The sequence below is a fragment of the Mucilaginibacter sp. Mucisp73 genome (genome assembly GCF_059491465.1).
Genome location: NZ_CP168507.1, coordinates 1,419,472 through 1,443,892 on the forward strand (window position 1 = coordinate 1,419,472; position 24,421 = coordinate 1,443,892).

The following is a 24,421-nucleotide window of genomic DNA, read 5'->3' on the forward strand; positions in this document are numbered from 1 at the left end:
TCCATCATGAAAAAAAAATCAACACATAAAATTGCCTTCTTTTTACTACTTGCTGGGTTGGTATCGGCTTGTAAAAAGCTTGACCTGGCACCGGTAAACAAATTTACCGATAGCAATTTCTGGACAACAGCTGAAAAGGCCGGCAGTGTACTTAATACGGCCTATACTCAAATGTATAATAACGACTATTTCTTTTATAATGAAGGAGCGTCGGATAATGCATACAATGGCCGTGGCGACAACCAGGGTGTGGCCTCGCTTGCCGCAGGCACCTATGATCCATCATTGGGGCGTATCAAACAGGAATGGGGCTTTCACTATAGTGGCATAAAAACTTGCAATATCTTTTTAGAGAATGTTGATAAGGTTACCGCTATGGATGCAACGCTGAAAGCCCGTATGAAGGCTGAAGCAAGGTTTATTCGTGCTTTTCATTATTTTATGCTGGAGACCTGGTGGGGGGATGTGCCTTTATTTGATCACGATATTACAATTGAAGAATCAAAAACAGTTGCACGTACGCCGAAGACTCAGGTAGTGGATTTTGTTTTAAAAGAACTTGATGCTGCGGCTGCCGATTTGCCGGTGAACACCGCTTATAAAGAATCCGACAGAGGGCGTATCACTAAAGGCGCTGCCATTGCCCTTAAAGCAAGGGTGTTATTATATGAAAGCCGTTGGCAGGAAGTTGCCGCCACCTGCGAAAAGCTGATGAACGATAATAGTAATGGTACATACAGCTTGTTCCCCTCATATGAAGGTGTGTTTTTGCCGCAAAACGAATATAACAGCGAGGTAATGCTTGACCTGGAATATGTACCTATTGTGCGTACCTATAGCAACTTTTTTGATATGGCCCCGCTGGCCGTGGGCGCGCGTTTGAATGCACTTGCGCCAACCCAGGAACTGGTGGACAGTTACCTGATGGATAACGGAAAAAAAATATCTGATGCAGGTTCGGGCTACGACGAAAACAATCCGTACGTTCACCGCGACCCACGTCTAACCAACACTATTGTTTACAATGGCTATCAATGGAAAAAGCCTGATAACACAACACAGGTTATATATACCAAACCGGGCGATGATCCTGCTCCTACCAAGCTTGATGAATATGCTCCGGGAAAGGTAAGTTCACCAACTGGTTATTACACGCGTAAGTATTATGATCCTACATCTGCCACCAATTTTCAGTCGGGATTAAACCTAATATTAATTCGTTATGCCGATGTGTTGCTGATGTATGCCGAAGCTAAAAATGAGCTTGGCCAACTGGATGCCGGTGTTTGGGATAAAACAATCAAAGCCTTACGCGCCCGCGCCGGCTTTACCGATGCGCCTGCACTTAATTTCAGCGGAGCCGGACAGGCAGATTTACGGAACATTGTTCGTAACGAGCGCCGCGTAGAGCTGGCTATGGAAGGCCTGCGGGTATTTGATATCCGCCGCTGGCACACCGCCGAAACCGTATTGAATGGTTGGGCGCACGGAGCCAAATTTGGTCCGGCATCGGTTGATAATGGCTACATCAGGGCCAACCTGCGCACATTTGACAAAGGTAAAAACTACCTGTGGCCAATCCCTCGCGATGAGCGCGCTGTTGACCCTAACCTAACTCAAAACCCGGGCTGGTAAATCATTAATTATTTATAAAAAGACATTATAATCAATTACGATCATGAAAAATATTACATACTGCCTCATGGCAGGCATCATAGCCATTTTAATGGTAACAGGCTGCAAAAAGGATAAAACCTTACAACATACACAGGTATCGGCAGTAACCAACCTTTTTGCTCCTGCAAATAACAAATTCATCCAGTTGGAGCCGGTAACCGGTTCGGCCACATTTGAATGGGCCGAAGCCCATGCCGAAGACAACGGTCTGGTTTTGTACGAAGTTGCCTTCGATAAAGAAGGCGGCGATTTTTCAAAGCCAATTTATACTATTCCATCTGACGCTAACGGACTCTACAACAAGCTTACCATCTCGTACAAAGACCTGAACAAGGTTGCTGATCTGGCTGGGATCCAGCCGCAGGCTACCGGTAAATTGAAGTGGACCGTAATGTCGTCGAAAGGTATCAATGTGGTTAAAGCGACTGTATCAAGTATTATTGAAGTGCAGCGTGCTGCGGGTTTTACAGATATTCCTGCCGATCTGTACCTGACAGGTTCGGCTACCGAAGGCGGCGAAGACTTAAGCAAAGCGGTACATTTTAAACAAACTGCTGCTGGTGTATTTGAGGCCTGGACTTCATTAAAAGCAGGTACTTATCACTTCGCCGAGCGTAACACAGGCACGCCCGCTACCTATTCTATCGATGGTATCAAGCTGCTGAAAGATGGTAGCACTACCGTAACCGGCGCAACTAAAGTCGAGCGTATCGTAGTTGACTTTACATCTGCATCGGCTACTATAACCGAAGTAACTGAGGTTGGTTTATGGTTTGCGGCAGATAATAAAGTATGGTTCCCGCTGCCTTACAAAGCCGGTGGTAAATGGGAAATAGATAACGCTTCTATTGTATTTCACCAGGAATCATGGGGTAGGGATGAGCGTTACAAGTTCCGCTTTACCTTTAAAGATGCGGCCGGTAACACTACAACTCAGTTTTATGGCAGCAAAAATTCGGATAACAGTCGTCCGGATGCCAATACAGCCAAATCATTCTGGTACATGGTGCCGGTTAACAACTCGCAATATGATTTCTGCTTTAAGTTTACCGGTGCAGCCGATAATCACAACGCCGATATCGTAGTTGACTTTAGCGCTGATGCTGCTGCTTATACCCACTCTGTTACTGTTAAATAATATTAACCGCCTACCTGCCGCCGTGTTGTTAAAATATGGCGGCAGGTTGACGATAAAAGATATTTTATGAAAAATAAATTGCTCAACATAGCTACTGCTGTCCTTATGGGCGGCATAGCCATGACTTTTTCATCGTGTTTAAAGGATAAGCCTTTCCCCTTGTACGGCAATAAAGCTTCGGCAAAGGTGCAATATAAGTACGCCGAAACAGCCGATTCATTACAGGAAAAAACATACACAACCTTCATATCGGCAAACGGAAATTATTTTGTGGCGAACAATGCCGGCAGTACCACTTTTAATTACTGGCCTAATGCCCATACCCTTGATATTTTTACCGATGCCTACCTGCGCGCCAATAATGATATCTACAAGCAAAGAATGAGCTCGCTTTTAGCCGGAATAAAAACTACTAACGGCGGTCTTTCCAATAATTTTTACGATGATATGGAATGGCTGGATCTGGCTACATTAAGGGCTTACAATGCTACAAAGGATGCCGCTTATCTAACGGCAGCCCACACGCTTTGGACAGATATTCAAACCGGCGAAAACAGCAACCAGGGCGGCGGCATAGCCTGGCGTAAAAATCAGTTGGATTATAAAAATACACCTGCAAATGCTCCGGCCATCATCTTTGCGGCCCGTTTATATGCTTTGGAAAAAAATGAGGCTGATCTTGCGACAGCAAAAAGATTATATACCTGGCTCAAGAAAACCCTGCTTGATCCTTCGGGCATTATCTGGGATGGTATCAACGCCAATGGCGACGGGCAGATCAGCAAGTGGAAGTTTACTTATAACCAGGGCGTGTTTATCGGGGCTGCATTAGAACTTTATCACGTTACCAAAGATGCTGCTTACCTTACCGATGCGGTAAACACAGCCAATGCCACCATTAATGATACAGATATTTCACCCGGCGGCATCCTGAAATCGGAAGGGCAGGGCGACGGTGGTTTATTTAAGGGAATCCTGATCAGGTATCTTACACTGCTGGCCCTCGACCCCGATATTGCTGAAGCCGACAAGACTAAGTTTATCAGCTTCCTGAAATTTAATGCCGAAACACTTTATACAGCAGGTATCGAACGTCCGTCACTCATGATCAGTCCCGATTGGAAAAAACAGCCATCAGGTACTACGGATCTTACCACCCAGTTAAGCGGTGTAATGATGGTTGAAGCTGCCGCAACGCTGAAAGCGGCCGGTAAATTTTAAACAACAGCTTTGTAACAATAAAAGCCATAAAAGGATTCAACCACTTTTATGGCTTATTTTAGTACCTGAGTTATACCTGTCTTAAATACAATTATCTATGAAAATTAAACTTATCGCCCTGCTTTGTCTTATCGTAGCTTTTAGTACGAGTGCCCAAACACCTAATTACAAAGAGCGGATAAAGATCATTAACCGAAACATCAACAGCTATTTTGCTGGTCCGAAGAACGGCTTGTACCTTGAAACTACCGACTCGGCAGAGAATAAGGGCAACCATTCGTTTTTGTGGCCACTTTGTGCCCTGGTGCAGGCTGCTAATGAAATGGAAGTGCTGGAACCTTCCAAACAATATCTTAAGCCTGTTATGGTTGCTATCCAGCAATATTATTCGCCTCGTTCACCTGCACCGGCTTACCAGGCCATGGTAGCAAAGGAAAAACAGGATTCGCGTTTTTATGATGATAACGAGTGGGTGGCCATTGCCCTGATGGATGCCTATAACCGTACCCATAACAAACAGTATTTGGAAACCTCTAAAATGATCTACCGCTTTTTACTAACCGGTTATACCAATGAGGCAGGCGGTGGTTTTTATTGGGAAGAAGGCAACCGGAAAAGTAAAAACACTTGCTCAAATGGTCCGGGGATATTGGTGGCCTTGCAGCTGTACAAAGCAACAGGTCGTAAACAATATTTAGACATAGCTTTACTGGCTTATAACTGGACAAACAAAAACCTGCAGGCGCCATCCGGCTTATTTTATGACAACATAAAGGTGCCGTCGTTAAAGATCGATTCGGCCATTTATACATACAATGCGGGTGCTATGCTGCAAGCCAATGTGCTGCTCTATAACATCACCCATGATAAAAAATACCTGACCGAGGCCCGTCGCATAGCCAAAGCTTCCGAACAATATTTTTACCGTAACAACCGGCTGCCCGGCAATTATTGGTTCAATGCGGTTTTACTTCGTGGCTACCAGGAATTATATCGTGTTGATAAAGACAAAACACAATTTCGTTTTTTTGTTGACGACGCTAACCGTATATGGCAACAGGAACGGAACGATAAAAACCTGCTCGGCCAGCATCGCATCAAAAGCCTGATAGACCAGGCAGCGATGATAGAGATTTATGCGAGGTTGGAGGAGATGGGGGTATAAGGTAAGATTACCGCCCGTCATGCCAAGCCAGTCGAAGCATGGCAGATAGGGCCTCTGCGCGCGCCCTTCGACAGGCTCAGGGTGACAGGCCCGCCCACGAAAATAAAACGGTTGTCATGCTTCGAGAGCCTACCCATGACAACTTAAAAAATGGGTGTCATACTGAGCCCGTCGAAGTATGGAGGGCAGGCCTCTGCGCGCGACCCTTCGACAAGCTCAGGGTAACAGGCCTTTATTTTTTGCTTTAGCTAATTCCGGTAAAAGATCCCAAGTGCCGTTTATGATAGCTTCTTTCTTTTCCCTCCTCCAGCCCTTAACTTGTTTTTCAAATGCAATTGCTTGATTAACGTCATTAAATACTTCATTAAAAACCAATTTCAATGGTCGTCGTTTAAAAGTATAGCAAGCGGGGTTCTCGCCGGATTGATGCTCAATCAATCTTCGCTCAATATTATTAGTTATTCCAGTGTAGTACGAACCATCAGCACATTTCAATATATAAACGTGATATTGATTCAGGCCAACGTTTATCATCCCTTACCCAAACAAATTATTCGTAAACTCCATCTTTATCCTTGTTTGAAAGTTATCTATCGTCTTAAAAATCTCCTTTAAGGCTACCTTTTCAATTTTGGTGAGTTTATCCGGATCGATGTAGTTGTCGGGTTCGGTGCGGTCCCGGATAATTTGGGAGGCCTGGTTGCGGAGGCGCAGGCCCATTAAAAAATAGTACGACTGGATCAGCTCATGAACCTCTTTTTCATTGAACACACCTTTCTCTTTTAGCGCCTTCAACCGCTCGCCTGTATTAACCTCAAAAATGCGGTGGCGCAGGGCGTACATTCGCACCAGGTCGACGATAGGGGTCATTGATTTTTTAATGTCGAAAACTTCCTGGCTGCCTTTGGTGAACGTTTTGATGTTTTTGAAAAAGGTGAGGGGCGGCTCGTATTGCAAAGCATTTTTAGCCATGTGGAAGAAGATCTTGCCCAACGGCTTTTGCAGTTCCTCATCCAGAAATTCTTTGAGCTCATCCATAATACTGGCCTCGCCATAGAGGTATCGGCAGTCAAAAAATGTAGAGAACTGAATTACAGTTTCGGGTACGGCCTCGGTCATCCAGCTTTCGTAATTGCGTTTCCAATGGGAGAGGGAGTGCGTCCATTTGGGGTTTTGGGCCATGTAGCCGCCGGTACAAAAGCTGAAGCCGATATGATCAAGCTTTTCGGATACCTGCTGCGCAAAGCTCAGGAAATATTCGCGCACTAACTCACGCTGCTCGTTGGCTTTATCTTCATAAATAATGGCGTTATCCTGGTCGGTTTTAAAAGTTTGTTCCTTACGGCCTTCGCTGCCAAGCACCATGAAAACAAATTTGGCAGGCGGCTGTCCCATAGTTGCAATAACGCTTTCAATCACTTTTATGGCGATGGTATCGGCAATAGTGGTGATCACCTGGTTTACAATTTCGGCGTTTACACCACGGCCAAGCAATTGCGTAACCATTTGCGGCACCGATTCCCATTTGCGCTTAAGCTCCTGTACTGAAATGGCTTGTTTTACCGATTGAATGAACACCAGGGGCGATTGCGCCTGCTCGGACAATAATTTATTCCTACTGATGCTGCCTACAAATTCATCTCCGTTTTTGATGAGCAGGTACCGCGTTTTGGTACGGAACATCATCAAGATAGCTTCGTATACATAAGCGTTGGTGCTGATGCAAACGATGGGATTATCCATAATGTTGCCGACCGGTTGGGTGGTATCTGCCTGTTTTGCAACTACATTATCGCGCAGGGTTATATCGGTCACATAGCCTACAATTTTGACTTGCTCATCGCGGATAAAAATGCAGCTTACCTTATGTTTAGCCATTAGGCGGGCCGTTTCATAAACAGGGGTCCCTTGAGGGCAGGATACTATCTCGCGGTATTCGATACTTTCAATTTTACGCGAGTACATTTGTTCGGAAGCTATGTAGCTTTCTTCAAACGTTGCCGGGCGTTTATAAAAATGGGCAAACTCATCATTAAGCATCCGTTTACCAAAATCGGCAGTAAAATATTGTACAAAGTCTTCGTAAGCTTTGCACAGCGACCGGAAATCTTTGCGATGTAAAAAGAAAACGGTTGTGCCCTTTTTGGCTATTACCGTCCGGATAGACTGTTTACGGTTAAGCAATACTGAAATACCTCCATAGCAGTAACCCGAATGATGATACTCCAACAACCGCTTATTTTGCTGGGTGTCATAAAAAAAGGATTCGTATTCGCCTTCGGCAATGATATCCACGCCGCGCATTTTGGTTACTTCCTGCTGGTAAATAACCGTGTCTTTACTATAACGGATCTCCTGCAACTGGTCGGCAACCTGTTCCAATACTTCTGTTGGAAGCAGATTAAAAGGGGATACTTTACTTAAAAATTCAAGACGTTGAACCATATAACCAAAAAGCTATGATGATGATCAAAATTAAAATGATGGCTGCGGGTAAAAGGTATTTTTTTTCGGAGCGGATTTTTTGCAGGTAAACCTCTTGGTGCTCTACGCTCTCTTCGCTAATATCGCCGCGTTTCAGCATCTCAAAAAAGCATTCGGCGGTAGCTTCGGCATCTTCAAGGGCGTTGTGCTGCCTGTCGAATGTTTTGTTAAACAGTACTTCGTACAGTTGGTTTAACCTTAAATACTTGGTCTGCGGGTTTTGTACCCATTTGGTGGTAGCCAGCATGGTACAAAAGGTTTTTAAATTTTGAAGCGGATTAGTGATCCCTGTGCGGTAAAACTCAACGCCGGCAACATTCAAGTCAAGCTCAATAAAGTGACCTATTACCAATGGTTCATATTCAAGCAGGTCATTAGCCAGCATGGTCATTACATCTTTGCGCCATTCGCCGTGCTCAACCAAATACTCCTGCGTAAGGCCATGAACAGCATATGCTTTTGGACTGATGGTAAAGTCATTGTCTTTAATATAATGATCTTCGCGCTTTATCTCCTGCATATCTTTGGTGTACACGATCCACGACACCTGCAGGGCATAGGGCCAGTTGTCGTTATCACAATAGGGCAGGTCCCACTTTTTGGGCAAGCCGGAGGTTTCGGTATCTATGAATAAAAGGTAATCTTGCACATGCTAAATTTATGAATTTATTTGAATGATGGTAACAGTGTGAATTGCCTTTAAGATCATTGATTGGTCGAAAGTCATTAAGGAATTAAATCAGATCATTAATTTAAAATCCCATAGAAAAAAAGGCCGCTGATCTAAAAGAAGATTCAATGCTTGGCTTAAATTCGCATATTCGTAATATACAATTACAGGAAAACATGATGACGAATAAGAAGATCAAATTTATTAAGGCTTTGATAATATATTTAACTTTTATTGGTTTGGTGACCCTTTTTGGTTTAATTACAAAAATCGGCCAAATAATAGGAAATTTCAATATCTTCTTTATATCTGTTTTGTTGATTAATCTATTTGTTGTTGTGGTTAATTTATTCTTTTTGTTCAAAAAAGAATCCGAAAATGGCTATAAATTGATTTTACTTGCGAACGCAATATATAGTTTAATTTCTGGCCTTGAGTTTCGCGGGAGAGGTGTTATCATTAGCAATAATTTAGGCCCTGATATATCAGTTTATTTTAAAAAGAATTGGGGTGGTCTTGATTACGGTTTTTATTACGATGTTTTTAATGTAGTTATTAAACTGTTTTTCTACGACAATACTAAATATCCTCAATTGTCTTTTCAGATAAATTTGATCATGTTGATGATAAGTGTGTTCCTTTTTTTTAATTGTAAAACAGTAAAAAAGTCTTTATATACAGAGCGTTAACTGCAATAGGCGTAAAAATATTGCGTCGGCAGTCGGAAATGTATAAGTTGCCACTGTTACTGGTCGAAGTTTAGCGATAGCGTAACTTCGTCCTAAAATGGTTTAAGCTTTCAGCTTGAATTAAACAATCCTTGTTTGGAAGCGGATTGAATAAGGGGGGCATTTTACCCAAACCGGGGAAGCAGAATGATTCCCCGGTTTGGGTAAAAGTTACGCTCTCGCTAAACTTGAACCAGATTACAGGTTTTTCTTTAGGAAGCGGGCTTACGGCGCTGTCAACACCTTCCTCTCCACTGTGTGCGCGCTAAAGTAACCCAACGCACCGCCTTTGATATTGGTTAGTGGATTTGCCGGGGCGGCGTTATTGCCATCGCCGTTGGCGCTGTTACTAAGACTGTAAAAGTATTTGTAAACCGCCTGGTCAATGCTCATCATTTCGATGGTTACCTGGTTGCCGGGGCGGATATCACGTGCCGGGTTATCGTTGCTGTTGTCAAACCTGAGGTTGTTGTTCACCTCCTGCCCGTTGGTAAATTCATCGTCTTCCAGCATGATCGTTTCTTCTTTGCGGCCGTTTACATACTGAACAAAACGATAATAGTTTTTGGTAGCTATAGGGTCGTCATATCGCACGGTGACATATTTACGCGGGGTGCCGTCCTTGTTATTCTGAAGTTCGTCTTTAACCAGGTAAATACTATCTAACGGAACGGCGGGATGCAACAAGCAGCTTGAGGTGAATGTTTTGCCATTAACACTCACACTAAGCTGATAGGTATGGCCAGGGGTGCCTGTTAGGGTACTGTTTTGGTAAGTGCCGGTACTTGTAGCTGTAAGCGGGTAAACATTGTTATTATCATCGGCAATGGTAACGGTAGCGCCGCCTATTCCATTGAAGTCATTGTTATCGGTGAAGTTTTTGGTCTTACTTAATAATACTTTGCAGCCGCCGGCCTGGTTGGTTAATACACCTTCAACTACATATTGCGGGGTGGTATCTTTCAGTTTCAGGTCGATGGCCTTTTCGCAGCTGCTTAGGCTTGCTGCAAAAAGCAGGATAGTTATATATTTTATAGTGTTTTTCATCGGCTTAAAATTTAAAGTTATAGGTAACCGAAGGCACAAAGGTGAACAGGGTAGTGCGCACCGCCTCGGTACGGCTTGCATCGGTCTTGTTATCGCGGAAAAATATGCGGTAAGCGTTTGGATTACCGTATGCATTGTACAAACTGAATGTCAGATCAGATTGAAACTTCGCCGTTTTTTTGAGTTGCCTGGTTGCCCCTAAATCTAAGCGGTGGTAGGCCGGCATCCTGTCGGCATTTCGGTTGGTATAGTAGTAATAAGTTACGCCGTCAACCTGGTATTTACCACTCGGAAAGGTCACGGCATCGCCGGTATAGTAAACGAAGTTGGCCGAGAATGTCCATTTTTCGCTGGCTTTGTACATGGCTACAATGGCAATGTCGTGGGTGCGGTCCTGCCGGGCATTGTACCACTGATTGTTATTGATGCCGTCAATCATCCGTTCAGATTTTGACAGCGTATAGCTGATCCACCCGCTAAGCCTGCCGGTTTTCTTCTTCAGCAAAAACTCGGCACCGTAGGAGCGGCCTTTTCCAAAAAGTAACTGTGTTTCTATGGGTTGATTGGTGAACACATTGGCGCCATTGCGGTAATCTATCTGGTTTTGCAGCTTTTTGTAATAGCTTTCAACGGTAAATTCATAGTTGTGTTCGTTAAAATCCTTGTAGTATCCCACAGAGAACTGGTCAGCAATTTCCGGTTTAATGATATTAGTGCTTGCCACCCATTTATCCGTTGGTGAACCCGAGTTTGAGTTGGAGATCAAATGCAGGTTTTGCGCATTCCGCGCGTACGATGCCTTGATAGAACTAACATCATTTAGCTGGAAAGCCGCTGCAATGCGGGGCTCGGGGTTTATGTAGGTTTTTACCTCCTGGCCGGAAGTGTAATGTTTAGAGCTTACGATGTTCCCGTCAGCATCAATGTCATAATAATCGCCTGAGCCAAGAATGGTAAAGGCCGACAGGCGTACCCCATAGGTTAGGGTAAAGCGGTCTGTTGCTTTCCATGTGTCGGTAACATAAGCGGCGTTTTCGAGGGCATACCTGTTTTGCAGGCTTTGAGATATAACGCCAGAGTTACCTGTTGCCGAAATTTCGCCCGGCTTAATGGTATGGTAAATGCTGTTTACACCAAAGCTGATGGTGTTTTTGCCGCCGGCATACCATTGCATGTCTTCCTTAAAGTTAAAATCGCGGATCTGCGAATAAATATTGTATTCGTTTACATCCTGCTTAATGTTAAGCTTATAGTCATAATTGCTGTAGATGAGCGAGGTGTTTGAAAATAGCTGACTGTTAAAAATATGGTTCCAGCGCAGGGTAGCCGTTGTATTGCCCCAGTTAATACCGGCTATATCGGCAGCCTTAAGCACATCCTTTCCAAAATATCCCGAAACAAACAACCTGTCTTTATCGCCTAAAACATAGTTGGCTTTGGCATTAAGGTCATAAAAATAAAGCTGGCTTTTTTTGGCAATACTGTCTTTTGATAAGGCCAGGAAAGCATCTGCATAAGTACGCCGTGCGGAAATCAGGAAAGATGATTTGCCTTTTTGAATAGGCCCTTCGGCATTGATGCGCGCGGCAATCAGGCCAATGCCGCCGCTTACGCCAAACTTCTGGTTGTTACCATCGTTCATTTTAATATCCAGTACAGATGAAAGCCTGCCACCATATTGCGCGGGCATGTCGCCTTTATAAATATTGATGTTCTTGATGGCATCCGAGTTAAAGGTGGAGAAGAAACCCAGCAAATGCGATGCATTGTATACGGGAGCCTCATCCAGCAGGATCAAATTTTGGTCGGTTGCGCCACCGCGTACAAAGAACCCGCCGCTGCCTTCCCCGGCCGATTTGATGCCAGGAAGCAATTGGATGGTTTTGATTACATCCCGCTCGCCAAGCAGTACGGGAATGTTTTTGGTTTCCTGGATGCTGAGGTGCTCAATGCCCATTTGCGGGCTGGCCAGGTCGCGCGCGCCGGCAGGCACTGCTTTAACGGTTACTTCCTGCAGTTGCTGGGCATTGTCTTCCAATTCGATATTTAAACGAAGGTTACCGGCTAATGATACCGGAACAACCGCGGCTTTTTGCCCCATAGCGCTTACCGAAAGTTGATGGTCACCGGCAGGCAGTGTAAGCGAATAAAAGCCGTATTCGTTACTTGATGTGCCAAAGTTTGCATCGGTAACCCTAATGCTTGCGCCAATAATCGTTTCGCCGGTTTGTTTTGATTTAACGGTGCCGCTTACCGTGTATTTGCCATCAGTGCCGGCGGCTGCCTGCTTTTTTACCTTGCCGGCATCGTATTTGATCAATATTTCATTATCAAGCACCGTAAAAATAAACGGGTGCGGAGCAAGGGTCTTGCGTAATACCTCGCCCAAAGGCTGGTTTTTGGCATTGACAATGATCTTAACAGTGCTTTTGGCAACTGTTTCATTATAGGTGAACCTTACGCCACAGGCAGCTGTGATTTTATCCAAAGCCTGCTTAAGCGGTTCGTTGTTTATGGTTATAGTAACGGGTTTATCTAAAGGCCCCTGGGCTTGTGCTTTGCTTAGTGCCATCATTAAAAATAACAACATGCAGAGTGCCGTTCGGAAGGGTATTCGCGGTATTTCGCAAATCAGCATGGAGGGCCATGCCGGTCTGTTGGTTTTCATAGTTGCTTTAAATTGTTGGTGTGGTTTGTTTCCTTTTTAGGGATGATGTTTTAGAATGAAAAGGTTAATTGTTGGATGATAAAGGTTGCAGGAAGTATTGGTTTCCGACCCGTTTCCAGCGAAGGTCCATTACGGCGCAAAGTTTATTAAACGTTTTGTCGATAGGCTCATTCGTGTTGATATGACCGTAAAAACCGTTTTGGGTGATATCCGGCGTAAGGTTTATGCGGATACCATACTGATGCGACAGGTCGTCAACCACGGTTTGCAGTGACGCCCCGTCATAACTGAACAAACCGGTACGTTGTGAAAGGAATTTGGAGGCATTGGGATAATTTTCCTTAATTAATGATCTGTCAGCCTTATTATACAAGGCTCGTTGGTTAAGTACCATAATGGCTTGCTGGCTTTTGGGCAGGTTATGCTCCTGCACCGCCACTTTTCCGCTGATAACCGTAACTTCAGAGATAATCTGATCGGGATAGGCCTTAACATTAAAGCTGGTACCCAATACAACGGTTTTAAGCTGTCCCGATTGGATAACGAATGGGTGGTCTTCATCATGCACTACATCGAAAAACGCCTCGCCCTCCAGTGTTACCAAACGTTCTTTAGTCCTGAATTTATCTGGATAACTAATGCGGCTGCCGGGACTAAGCCAGATCCGGGTGCCATCGGGCAAACTGATTTGCCGGTGTTTGCCCGGAGCTGTAACCAGATCGACCTGTTTGGCAGGATCAATAACTTTCAATACCTGGTTTTTGTAAAGCGCGGCAAAGGTAACCAGTAATACCACAGCCGCTGCAGCAGCTATATTTCGCCATAAGGTAAATACCTTACGCGCAGGTTGCCCCGGTGTTTCCATTTGCGTGGTTATCTTAGTCAAAATACTTTCCCGCAGCTGTTCAGGACTTTGGTATTTTGAGGCCGATAACAATACTTCCTCATCATTAAAACCGGCATACCAGGTATCAAGCCAGGCTTTTTCGTCAGTACTGATGGTGCCTTGTTTTAATTTATGAGCGAGCTCCTTTACGTTGTAGGTGTTGTTTTCCATTGTGCCTGATCTTTCAACCTTTTGCACATATAGTCAGTGATGGAAGCAGATACCCTTAGTGGAAAATGAAAAATATTTACCGCTATCTTTTTTTTCTTTTTTGGTGAGATAAAGATCTGTATAAGTTATGCCGGTTGAAATTTACTAATTTTAAAAAAGCCAATTAAAACCAATCAAATGAGAAAAGTAATCTACGGCATTAACCTGAGTTTAGATGGTTGCTGCGACCACACCAAATTTAGCGGTGGCAAGGATATATTAGAACATTTTACCCGACTTATGGATGATGTAGACCTGATTGTATACGGGCGTAAAACCTTCGAGCTTATGGTTCCGTATTGGCCGGATGCCGCAAAAGATCCTTTATCAACCAAAGAGGAGAGAGAATTTGCACAGGCATTTGACGGTATTGAAAAACTTGTTTTCTCACGGACACTGACCGGCACCAACGATAAAAACTCTGTAATTACTCAAACAAGCCCTGGCGAGGAGATCCGCAAACTGAAGCAACAGACCGGCGGTAATATTTCAATAGGAGGTGTGAACCTGCCCTTACAACTCATTGAACTTGGTTTGGTTGATGAGTTCCATTATGTTATACATCCCGTAATTGTAGGCGAGGGAAGAAGTCTGCTGGAAGCCGTAGGTTTAAAGGGAAATGTAGGCTTAAAGCTAATTGAATCAAAGATCCTTGAATCGGGCTGTATTGCGCTTCATTATGTTAAAAATTGAAGCGTACGTTAACTGAGGAGTAAAATTAGCACCGGCAGAGAAATACCCAGCGATTGCCTTAACGAACTTAGCGCCTTTGACATATGTGCCTCAACAGTTTTTTGTGATATGCCCAGTTCAGTAGCTATCTCGGCATAGGTTTTATTTTCATCACGACTAAGCAGGAATACGATACGGCATTTTTCGGGCAGTAGGCTGATGCTGTGATTAAGCCGTTGGCGCAGTTCTTTTTCCTCCAGCCATTGAATAGTGCTGTCGTCTGTTTCGTGCGAGGTAAAAGCGAGTTCATCCAGGTGCTGTTGTTTCCTGTACTGGCGATCAAGATGATTGATCACCTTGTATTTAATGGCTACCGAAAGATACGTAGCCATTGTATGTGTTAACTTAAGGCTTGCCCGGCGCTGCCAGATGCTTAAAAATACTTCCTGAACCACTTCTTCGGCTTCATGCTCATCATCTAAACGGTGATAGGCAACAGCAAAGGTTTTATCCCAATACCGGTTATACAGCTCGGTAAAGGCATCGCGGTTGTCGCGGGCCATCAGTTGTAACAACTGTTCGTCGGTGTGGGCTATGTGCTGGTTTGGTACAGGCATTATTTTATCTGCAATGCTATGTTAAATAGATTGCAAAATCTTATTTTTTTGAACCTATTTAACATGTTTTAACAGTTTACAAGTTTAGAGTTTAATCAACATATAAAGTTACAGAGCTATCAATATTTATGAATTTCCTCTAAATAAAAAAGGTCGCCCCACAATCGGGGCGACCTGTATCGAATCAGTCAGTTAATAGTTTTTCAGTTGATTATTTAAAATGTAAAGCCTACCCTGGCAAAAAAGCGGCGGCCGTTTTCGCCCATTTGTACGGCATCAAACGGACCCGATGGTTCGTTGTTATAAGCCCATCCCTTAGCGCCTTTTACATAAGCCAGATCGGGATGTACGTTAAAAATGTTATCCGCTCCGATAGATACACGAACCGATTTCGCCACTTTATAAGCAAAATACAGGTCGCTTACAACTTTACCGCTGTAAATATATTGGTCGGGTAGTTGTGTCGAACCATTATCGGTTGGTACGGTAGGGGTGAGGGTTGTACCGTCGCCATAGCCATCAATCACAACTTTACCAAAGTAAGTAAAGCGTGTACCTACGGTAAAGCTTTTGTGGCTAAACTCGGGGTTTAAGCTAAGTTTTTGAGGCGGGGCCGATGCCAGGATGAATTTCTTTTCGCGCTCGCTCAAAAATGTTTCGCGCAAGGCAGGGGTAGTACCAAGTATAGGCGGGTAGTTTACCTTGTCAATCTTCATGGTTTGGAAATTGCCTGTAAAAAGTACCCTGAACCTGTTGGCGCCAATGGTTTTGTTGTAGTCAATAACTACGTCCAAACCTTTATTGGTAGTGTTTACGGCATTGGCAAAAAACTGGGCAGAGCTTACATGCAGGTTTTTCAGGGCATTGGTAAATGTAGGGTCAAGGGTTTCGTCATCGGCACTGAACTGGCCAGAAAGCACAACGCGGTCGGTAACTTTAATATAGTATCCATCAACAGTAAAGCTTAACTCAGGCATTGGTTTAAAGGTAAAGCCTAAACCAGCATTTTTTGATTTTTCCTGTTTAAGGTTAGGGATGCCTGCTGCTTTGGTGATAGGGCTATAGTTTGGCGCTATTTTAACTTCAGATATCACCGTGCCCTGTACGTTGGTAAAGGTTGAACTGTAATTGATCTGCTGTAACGATGGTGCACGGAAACCTGTACCCAATGAACCGCGGATGTTAAAGTTATCGGTAATTTTATAGCGTGTAGCCAGTTTGGTATTAAAGTTTGAGCCAAAATCGCTGTAATGCTCATATCGGTTGGCAAAATCAATCAGCCATTGTTTGGTGATATCACCTTCAAGATCAACATATACACCTTCTACCGAACGGTGCGCATTTACAACATCGCCGGGTTGATAGCCGGGGAAACCCTGTGAGCCTGCCGCTTTTACACCGGTCGGGTCGTAATTTTTGTAGGATGCCTCTTCGCCCGAAAAGATCTTATAACGCTCGTAACGGTATTCGCCGCCAAAACCAAGGTTAAGTCCCTGCATTACATTGCCAAAATGTTTGTTGATGTTCAGGTTACTGGTGTTTTGTAGAAACTCTGATCCGCCGTCGTCAAAATTGGTTTTACCAGCCCCTAAAGAAGCATTAAATGTTTTATAGCCAAAAAAGTGGAACTTATTGTTACCAATATTATTGCTCAAATCCCAGTCCCAGGCATTGCCCAGGGTACCTTTTGCGCCTACGGCAATGGCAAGATCTGTATTATGTGTACGGATAATGGGATTGTAATATGATTCGCCGTCTGGGGTGTTAAAAATGATACCGCTCACCGGGATCATTTTGCCACTGTTATCAGTAGGGAAACGTTCGGGGCGACCAGAGAAATTACGGGTAAAGGCATAATCATCAGATGCTTTATAGCTATAGCCGCCAAAGCTGTACAAGGTTGTACGGGTACCGGCAAGAGGTGATTCATGGTTGAAAAAGAATGTGCCGCTCTCGGCCGATCCATCGCCATTGGCACGCCTGTACGGGTTTATAGGCAATGCTTTAGGGTTTGAGGTTGTGGTATCATGAGTTTGGCGAAAGGTTTTGCCGTTTTTTGCGTAGTCGCCGGTAAAATTGATAAAACCGCCGTTTTTGCCGAGCGCTAAACCGTAGTTGGCATCAATAGTGATACCATTGCCATCAATAGCACCGCCGTGAGGGTATTGAGACGCAACAACACTTTTACCACTGTTAAAGGCGGGATCATAGTAACCAGAATAACCAACATTGGCATTAAACACGCCGGTGGTTTTCTTTAAAACAAGGTTGATAACACCCGCAATAGCGTCAGAGCCATACTGGGCCGAAGCGCCGTCGCGAAGGATCTCGATCCTGTCGATAGATGCCGTTGGGATAGAACTCAGATCGACGCCGGAATTACCGCGACCGCGCGTACCGAATACCGAAACAAAAGCAGTGGAATGCCGGCGCTTACCATTTACTAAAACCAGGGTTTGATCGGGGCCTAAGCCGCGTAATGTACCCAATTCAACGTGGTCGGCGCCATCTGAGCCTGATTGTTTATTATAGTTGAATGAGGGGGCCGAATAATTAAGGATGTCGGTAATATCCATACGACCGGTTACTGAGGCCGCTTTTCCCACATTAACAATATCAACAGGAACCGCCGTTTCAAGTTTTACCCGCCCGGCAGATCGTGTACCTATTAATACTACTTCATTTAATTGGGCTATATCACCAACCAGTGTAATATCAATTTTAGTACGTCCGTTAATAGCAACTGTTATGGTTTTGTAGCCCGTATAGCTTATAATCAGTTCATCAGTTGCCGCTGCCGAAATGGTGTATATCCCCTTTGCGTTGGTGCTTGTACCTAAATTACTCCCTTTTATATGTACCGATACCCCGGGCATTGGTGCATTGCTTGCCGCATCGGTAACGATTCCGGTTATAGCTTTCTTTTGTGCTAATGCCAATAGGGGAGTTATGGTTAGCAAAACGAGGGTGAATAGTAAAATTTTCTTCATAAAACGGAGGTTATGGCTATTGAAATAATGTTAATTTTAACGTAAGTTAATAATTATTGAATAATTGTCAATATAAAAACAATTTTATTGGAAAATTTGCACTTGTAATTTACTGTTTTAGGTGATTGGTGATGAAAAATATTGGCATTGTTGTATTTTTTTATGCCAGATTGTTGAATTAACAAAAAAGCCAACTGCTGAAAGGTCTTAATCCTTAACAATTGGCTTTTGTGATTTAAAAAAATGAATTGAACGTCTTTTTGTCGTTTATTTTTTTAATTAAATGGCTTTTTCAGGCTCGGTATCTTTTGTTGTTTTGCTTGCAGGCGCTTTTGCGGGAGTAACCGATGCTGCTTCTGTCGCTTTTTTCTCCTTTTTTGCTTTGGGTTCAGCGGGAGCGGCGTGTACTTCAGGACTTAATTTAGCCGCTAATATTTTTGCCAGGTTTTTTGCAGCTTTGTCGATAGCCTTTTTAGCTTTGCCGGCATCGGGGCCAAATTCACTTACCAGGGTTTCAATCTGGATTACTAATTTCTCTTTTAATTGCTTCTTAAGAATTTTGCGGGCTTGTTTAGTAGCGGCTTTATCTTTTATATTTTTCATGTGAATGGATTGTAGATCGGGTGAAGCACAGTTTTTTTCTGCGCGGTGCAAAGTTAGGTTAATATAATGTGGTTTTAATATTATGTTTATGTTAACAATCGCTATTTATGTTAAATTTTTATTAATTGATAATCAGTGCTATTAATTGTTGTTGCTTTATTTATTTTTTGTTTTATAACCTTTGGCCTAATACGGCTTATACTAATTTTTTGAAAGCCTTAGGGTTAATTCTTAACTTAGCCGTTTATTTATCGCCCTAAAACAACATGATCAAAGATTTAAGTGCATTAACCCAGGTAGCCGAATTTCATGCCACTTTTAAGCACCCTATAATTGAAAAACCTGCAATACCCTCAAAAGCACGCTGTGATCTGCGTATCGAACTTATTGCCGAAGAACTAAAAGAACTGCAGCAGGCTGTTAATGATAATAACATGGTTGAAGTAGCTGATGCCCTCTGCGATCTGCAATACGTATTATCAGGAGCAGTACTTGAATTTGGCCTGGGCTCAAAATTCAAGGAACTGTTTGATGAGGTTCACCGCTCCAACATGAGCAAAGCCTGCAAAACAGTTGAGGAGGCCGAAAAAACCATCGAGCATTATAAAAATACGGCCAATACAGATGCATACTATAAAGAGATAGACGGCTTGTACCTGGTATACCGCACCTCTGACCATAAAACATTAAAATCTATCAATTATTCGCCTGCCGATCTGAATGGCATTGTGGGTTAATCATAAACTAAAAACACTATTCCATTGTCAGCACAAGAATCCAACCAGCCTCAGGCTAAAACCAATATGCACCCGCGTAATAAACACCGCGGGGGGTATGATTTTAAAGCATTGATCAAAGCCACGCCTGCCCTGAGGCCGTTTGTGCGTACTAATGAATATGATAATTTTACCATTAATTTTGCCGATCCGGAAGCAGTAAAAACACTTAATAAGGCATTGCTGCAGCATCATTACGGCATAAACTACTGGGACATTCCCGAAGGTTTTTTATGTCCGCCTATACCTGGCCGTGCCGATTATATTCATTATGCGGCCGATCTGCTTGCTTCGGTTAATAACGGTGTTGTGCGCAAAGGCCGGAAAGTACGTGTGCTTGACATCGGAACAGGTGCTAACCTGGTTTATCCCATAGTAGGTTTCAAAGAATATGGCTGGAACTTTGTTGGCTCAGAGCTCGACCTGGAGGCTATGGCATCGGCACAAAGTATTGTTGAGCAAAACAGCCAGTTAAAGGTTGCTGTTGAATTGAGGCAGCAAAGCAAGAAGGCCGATATCTTTAAAGGGATCATTAAACCTGGCGAGTTATTTGATCTTACTATTTGTAACCCACCCTTCCACGCCTCGGCTAAGGAGGCTGCTGCCGGTTCGGCCCGTAAGTGGGATAACCTGGGTTTAAGAAAGGATAAACAGCCTATACTTAATTTCGGTGGCCAAAATACCGAGTTGTGGTATCCCGGGGGCGAAGCTGCATTCCTGAAACTGATGGCCGCGCAAAGCAAAGCCTTTGAAAAACAGGTTTTATGGTTTACCACGCTGGTTTCAAAAAAAGAAAATCTCAGGATCTTATATAATGCCCTTCAAAAAGAAGGCGTAAAAGATGTGCAAACCATCAATATGTCGCAAGGCCAAAAGGTAAGCCGCATCATGGCCTGGACTTACTTAACGCCGGAGGAGCAGAAAATGTGGTTGAACCCTGATTTATAGGATTAAAGGATGCAGTGATATTTAAACCTTGATTTGCCGGACTTTAGGATAGCCTTGATGCTTTTTAATTCATGGTTATCCTAAAATCCTTTCAATCAAGGTTCAGCCTACACTCTCAAAAATGTCTTCTTGGTATATAAATAATACAAAAACGCCCATTTTACCATTACGAAGCAAATAGCCATTACTACGATATTGTATGGATCGCCTACTAACTGGCCTATCCATCCAAAAAAGCCTTCGGTTGTATAACTCCATTTAATAAAGTGGCCCGAAATATAAATCAAAATGGAGTTCATGCCTATCACCCTGAAATAAAATGCCCATTTCTGATAGCCTTTTACATCAATGATGAAGTAAAATAATGCCATCAGCAATAGGCTTAAACCGCCTACATGCAGCACAAATGAGCTTGTCCACAGGTTTTTGTTGATCGGGAAATCGAGGTTCCAGATTTGTGCGAGGATGAGGAAGGTCACCCCCACAACAGTCATGGTAGCTACCTTGCGCATTTGGGTAATACCACCTTTTTTAAGCAACAGGCCGGTAAGGATGCCTAATATGCCGGTGCTGATGGCCGGGATGGTTGAAAAAAGCCCCTCAGGATCGTGGATGCCTAAATACAACCGGCCCGGTAGTATGCTGCGGTCAACGTATGAGGCAAAGTTGCCTTTCATGGTCAGGTCGCCCATAGGGAAGCCCGGTGCAGAGGTAAACTTAAGCAGCAGCCAATAGCCAATGATGAAAAAGCCAAACCAAAACATTTGCCAGCGCTCGGTACTGTACAGGTAAATGATGTTGGCAAACATATAGGCAATTCCGATACGACCCAATACGCTGGGAAACCGGATCTCTGAAACAGGCATAATTTTTAACCCATTGTTTACCACAAGGCCGAGCAATACTAAAATAAATGCCCTTTTTATAACGCGCAGCAGTAATTGCTGACGTGTTTTGCCTTTTTCCAGTTCGCGCCCCACAGAAAATGGAGTTGATACGCCTGCCATAAACAGGAACAACGGGAAGATAAGATCATACAGGTGAAAACCATTCCAGTCGGGGTGGGTAAATTGGTTGGCAATAGCGCCCCAGAAAGGTGAACCGGTGGCTTTGGCCATGCCGTGGAAGATCTCTTCACCGCCCATAATCCAAAACATATCAAATCCCCGGAGGGCGTCCAGTGAAAATAAACGGGTGCGCGCCGCGTTAATGTCGTCGGCTTGTTTAGCACTTGCCTGGTCTGCTGTGTTAGCCATTAGTTTAATTGTATTTAGGTATGAACTAAAGATAGGAAAAGCAATACTATTTAAAATTATTTTTTTACATCAATGACTTTTAAAAGCTGTTTAAAAAGATTTGTTAGTATTTTAATGTGATGCGTTTCTACGATGGAAAGATTTCAGAAATAAATCCAAAATGCTGGCGTAAATTCGCAGCCTTGTAATTATGCCCATGTTAGAGATCATATACCGCGATGAACACCTGATTGCCATTAACAAGCCCCATGGCTTGCTGGTTCACCGGTCGCCCATAGCGGCTGATGCTTCAGAGTTTGCCCTGCAATTGCTTCGGGATCAAATTGGCATGAAAGTTAACCCTGTTCACCGCATCGATCGTAAAACCGGTGGGGTCCTGCTGTTTGCTTTTAATAAAGAGGTAGAGATTGCCATGCAAAAAGCATTTATGGAAAACCAGGTGAGCAAGAAATACCTGGCCATAGTAAGGGGCCATACACCTGATGCGGAAGATATAGATTACCCGCTGCGCAAAGAGAACGGTACTTTGCAGGATGCATTTACCAGTTACACTACCCTGAAAAGGGCAGAACTTGATATAGCTCTTGGCAAACATCCAACTTCAAGGTATTCATTGGTTGAGGCTGTGCCCACAACCGGGCGTATGCACCAATTACGCAAGCACCTGAGCCATATTTTTCACCCAATTATAGGCGACCGCACCCACGGCTGTAACAAACAGAATAAGTTGTTTTTAGAGCAATGGGCAATGACAACCATGCTACTGCATGCATCGCAGTTAAATTTTAAGCACCCCATAACCGGCGAAGAAATAACGATCAAAGCTGCACTTCAACCCGAATTTACCCGGGTTATGGAGATCATGAGCTGGTAAGCCAGCCTTCAGGTAATTATTTAAACAAAACGGGCTTAATATTGTAGTTGATAGATGGAAAAGTCGGTGATCTATGATCTGGATACCGAAGATGGTATACGCCAGATCGGCATTGAAGCGGTGCAACAGCTGATACCCGGTACACATGTGTATGCAACGGGCGTATTTAGGTTAAGTGAAGGGGAAACAGATCTTGGAGATATTGTTTTTGACGATCATATGCACGAATGGGAATATACCTGTATGGGAAATTTAACCCATCGGGAAGCTAAAAAGGTTGCAAGGTTTATTAAGCATAATTTTAAAACGGAAGTGGCGGATTAGGGAGCTAAAGCAAAAAACTCCTTCAAGCGGGGGAATCGCACAATCTCCCGCTTTTTTAGTCCGTTAAGTTAATAGCTAAGCCGATGCAGATAATCGGTCCCCCGGGAAAATTTTACCGTATCTTTGCGCCTCAACAAAAGCAAACCATGATTGATCAGGCATTGAGTAACCTCGGCATAACTGCCCTTAACCCCATGCAGCTTGCCGCGCTTAGTGCCGCTAAAAAAGGTGATGTAATCCTTTTATCACCTACGGGCTCGGGGAAAACGCTTGGTTTTTTATTGCCTTTGCTTAACCTGCTTGATGCCGGTGTTACCACAGTACAGGTGATGATCCTGGTGCCATCGCGCGAGTTGGCCTTGCAAATTGAGCAGGTTTGGAAATCTATGGGTACAGGTTTCAAGATCAATTGCTGTTATGGCGGCCATGCCGTAAAAATTGAGCGGAATAATCTTTCGCATCCACCTGCAGTTTTGGTTGGTACGCCGGGAAGGATTGCCTTTCATTTGCGGGAAGAAAATTTTAGTACCGATACTGTACGTACGCTTATTCTCGATGAGTTTGATAAAGCGCTTGAGTTCGGTTTCCAGGAGGATATGGCTTATATCATCAGGCAGTTGCCCGTTGTTAAAAAGCGGATATTGACTTCGGCGACTAAGATGGATGAGATTCCTGCTTTTACGGGAATTGTTAAACCTATCGAAGTGAACTTTTTAAGTAATGTTACTTCGGCGCCAGATATTAAACAAAAGGCGGTGATATCCGAAGCTGCCGATAAACTGGATGCACTTTTTGCCCTGATCTGTAAAATTGGTAATAAAGCAACCCTTGTGTTTTGTAATCACCGTGAAGCAGTTGACAGGATCAGCGAGTTGCTTTGGTACAAGGGGTTGGAGCACGATGTTTTTCACGGCGGTATGGAACAGGACGACCGGGAACGCGCCCTGTTAAAATTCAGGAACGGAAGTCACCGTTTATTGATCACCACCGATCTGGCCTCACGTGGGCTGGATATCCCTGAAATAGAATATGTGGTACATTATCAGCTGCCGCATAATGAGGAGGCTTTTTTACACCGTAACGGCCGCACAGCACGTATGAACGCTAAAGGCACATCATACCTGATGCTAACACCCGATGAAAAGTTGCCATATTTAAAGCAATTGCCCGAGATTGAAGAACTGCCCGAAAAACTGATATTGCCGCCTGCATCGCCTTGGCTTACGTTGTATATAGCCGCTGGAAAAAAGGATAAGGTTAACAAGGTGGATATAGTAGGCTTGCTGCTTAAAAAAGGTGGGTTGGCAAAGGAGGACCTTGGTTTGATAGAAGTGCTTGATTATTCATCATATGCGGCTATAAAACGGGATAAGATTGAAGGGGTGGTAAGGCAGGTAAAAGCCGAAAAAATTAAAGGTAAAAAGGTGAAGATGGAAATTTCGAGGTAATTTTGTTAAAAAGAAAGAT

At 43.7% G+C, this 24,421-nt stretch carries 21 protein-coding genes; 11 read left to right on the forward strand and 10 right to left on the reverse strand.

The genetic code is table 11. The features are described from left to right. Positions 1-6: 6 nt before the first annotated feature. From ACEN82_RS06080 to ACEN82_RS06095, 4 genes are all read left to right on the forward strand, one after another. Entirely contained in the window at positions 7-1,635 is a 1,629-nt protein-coding gene (locus ACEN82_RS06080) for a RagB/SusD family nutrient uptake outer membrane protein (protein WP_413318159.1), read from the forward strand. 43 nt (positions 1,636-1,678) lie between these two features. Continuing rightward, a complete protein-coding gene (locus ACEN82_RS06085) occupies positions 1,679-2,815 on the forward strand; it encodes a SusE domain-containing protein (protein ID WP_413318157.1) in 1,137 nt (378 codons plus the stop codon). 66 nt (positions 2,816-2,881) lie between these two features. After that, complete coding sequence (locus tag ACEN82_RS06090; RefSeq protein ID WP_413318155.1) at positions 2,882-4,036, forward strand: glycoside hydrolase family 76 protein; 1,155 nt, start codon at positions 2,882-2,884, stop codon at positions 4,034-4,036. A gap of 97 nt (positions 4,037-4,133) precedes the next feature. Further along, positions 4,134-5,201 (forward strand): glycoside hydrolase family 76 protein, encoded by a 1,068-nt coding sequence (locus ACEN82_RS06095; protein ID WP_413318153.1) that lies wholly within the window; start codon positions 4,134-4,136, stop codon positions 5,199-5,201. Between the two features lie 216 nt (positions 5,202-5,417). Here ACEN82_RS06095 and ACEN82_RS06100 read toward each other — a convergent pair whose 3' ends face one another. The 3 genes from ACEN82_RS06100 to ACEN82_RS06110 are packed head-to-tail and all read right to left on the reverse strand — an operon-like array spanning position 5,418 to position 8,334. Further along, positions 5,418-5,735 carry a GIY-YIG nuclease family protein gene (locus ACEN82_RS06100; RefSeq protein WP_229701582.1) on the reverse strand — a complete coding sequence of 106 codons (318 nt, stop codon included), beginning with the start codon at positions 5,733-5,735 and terminating at the stop codon, positions 5,418-5,420. A 3-nt stretch (positions 5,736-5,738) separates the two neighbouring features. Next, a complete protein-coding gene (locus ACEN82_RS06105) occupies positions 5,739-7,646 on the reverse strand; it encodes a DUF294 nucleotidyltransferase-like domain-containing protein (protein ID WP_413318151.1) in 1,908 nt (635 codons plus the stop codon). After that, entirely contained in the window at positions 7,630-8,334 is a 705-nt protein-coding gene (locus ACEN82_RS06110; protein ID WP_413318149.1) for a 3'-5' exonuclease, read from the reverse strand. The genes ACEN82_RS06105 and ACEN82_RS06110 overlap by 17 nt, the downstream gene beginning before the upstream one ends. A gap of 149 nt (positions 8,335-8,483) precedes the next feature. Here ACEN82_RS06110 and ACEN82_RS06115 point away from each other — a divergent pair, with 149 nt between their 5' ends. Next, positions 8,484-9,044, forward strand: coding sequence for a hypothetical protein (locus tag ACEN82_RS06115; protein ID WP_413318147.1), 561 nt, complete (start codon positions 8,484-8,486; stop codon positions 9,042-9,044). A 264-nt stretch (positions 9,045-9,308) separates the two neighbouring features. On the opposite strand, the gene ACEN82_RS06120 is transcribed toward ACEN82_RS06115, so the two are convergent. The 3 genes from ACEN82_RS06120 to ACEN82_RS06130 form a co-directional block, all read right to left on the reverse strand. Continuing rightward, positions 9,309-10,130, reverse strand: coding sequence for a DUF4249 domain-containing protein (locus ACEN82_RS06120; RefSeq protein ID WP_413318145.1), 822 nt, complete (start codon positions 10,128-10,130; stop codon positions 9,309-9,311). A gap of 4 nt (positions 10,131-10,134) precedes the next feature. Then, positions 10,135-12,798, reverse strand: coding sequence for a TonB-dependent receptor (locus ACEN82_RS06125; RefSeq protein ID WP_413318143.1), 2,664 nt, complete (start codon positions 12,796-12,798; stop codon positions 10,135-10,137). Positions 12,799-12,862: 64 nt separating this feature from the next. Next, complete coding sequence (locus ACEN82_RS06130) at positions 12,863-13,855, reverse strand: FecR family protein (RefSeq protein ID WP_413318141.1); 993 nt, start codon at positions 13,853-13,855, stop codon at positions 12,863-12,865. 177 nt (positions 13,856-14,032) lie between these two features. Here ACEN82_RS06130 and ACEN82_RS06135 point away from each other — a divergent pair, with 177 nt between their 5' ends. After that, on the forward strand, positions 14,033-14,587 hold the full coding sequence (locus ACEN82_RS06135; RefSeq protein WP_413318139.1) for a dihydrofolate reductase family protein: 555 nt from the start codon (positions 14,033-14,035) through the stop codon (positions 14,585-14,587). Positions 14,588-14,595: 8 nt separating this feature from the next. Here the strand turns inward: ACEN82_RS06135 and ACEN82_RS06140 are convergent, their stop codons facing one another. From ACEN82_RS06140 to ACEN82_RS06150, 3 genes are all read right to left on the reverse strand, one after another. Further along, entirely contained in the window at positions 14,596-15,183 is a 588-nt protein-coding gene (locus ACEN82_RS06140) for an RNA polymerase sigma-70 factor (protein WP_413318137.1), read from the reverse strand. Positions 15,184-15,398: 215 nt separating this feature from the next. Continuing rightward, positions 15,399-18,173, reverse strand: a complete 2,775-nt coding sequence (locus tag ACEN82_RS06145; RefSeq protein WP_413318135.1) for a TonB-dependent receptor — start codon at positions 18,171-18,173, stop codon at positions 15,399-15,401. A 279-nt stretch (positions 18,174-18,452) separates the two neighbouring features. Further along, positions 18,453-18,776, reverse strand: a complete 324-nt coding sequence (locus tag ACEN82_RS06150; protein ID WP_413318134.1) for a hypothetical protein — start codon at positions 18,774-18,776, stop codon at positions 18,453-18,455. Positions 18,777-19,042: 266 nt separating this feature from the next. Here ACEN82_RS06150 and ACEN82_RS06155 point away from each other — a divergent pair, with 266 nt between their 5' ends. Together ACEN82_RS06155 and rlmF are read left to right on the forward strand one after the other, a co-directional pair. Continuing rightward, the gene (locus ACEN82_RS06155; protein WP_413318132.1) at positions 19,043-19,513 is read left to right on the forward strand and encodes a pyrophosphohydrolase domain-containing protein; all 471 of its coding nucleotides are present in this window, start codon (positions 19,043-19,045) and stop codon (positions 19,511-19,513) included. A 24-nt stretch (positions 19,514-19,537) separates the two neighbouring features. Further along, on the forward strand, positions 19,538-20,500 hold the full coding sequence (rlmF, locus tag ACEN82_RS06160) for a 23S rRNA (adenine(1618)-N(6))-methyltransferase RlmF (RefSeq protein ID WP_413318130.1): 963 nt from the start codon (positions 19,538-19,540) through the stop codon (positions 20,498-20,500). A gap of 107 nt (positions 20,501-20,607) precedes the next feature. On the opposite strand, the gene ACEN82_RS06165 is transcribed toward rlmF, so the two are convergent. Continuing rightward, positions 20,608-21,756, reverse strand: coding sequence for an acyltransferase family protein (locus tag ACEN82_RS06165; RefSeq protein WP_413318128.1), 1,149 nt, complete (start codon positions 21,754-21,756; stop codon positions 20,608-20,610). 196 nt (positions 21,757-21,952) lie between these two features. Between ACEN82_RS06165 and ACEN82_RS06170 the strand changes: the two genes are divergently transcribed. The 3 genes from ACEN82_RS06170 (at position 21,953) to ACEN82_RS06180 (ending at position 24,402) form a co-directional block, all read left to right on the forward strand. Continuing rightward, the gene (locus ACEN82_RS06170) at positions 21,953-22,630 is read left to right on the forward strand and encodes a pseudouridine synthase (protein WP_413318126.1); all 678 of its coding nucleotides are present in this window, start codon (positions 21,953-21,955) and stop codon (positions 22,628-22,630) included. 54 nt (positions 22,631-22,684) lie between these two features. Next, positions 22,685-22,954 carry a hypothetical protein gene (locus ACEN82_RS06175; protein WP_413318124.1) on the forward strand — a complete coding sequence of 90 codons (270 nt, stop codon included), beginning with the start codon at positions 22,685-22,687 and terminating at the stop codon, positions 22,952-22,954. Positions 22,955-23,100: 146 nt separating this feature from the next. Then, positions 23,101-24,402: a DEAD/DEAH box helicase gene (locus ACEN82_RS06180; protein ID WP_413318122.1), complete on the forward strand. Its 1,302-nt coding sequence runs from the start codon at positions 23,101-23,103 to the stop codon at positions 24,400-24,402. Positions 24,403-24,421: the final 19 nt, after the last annotated feature.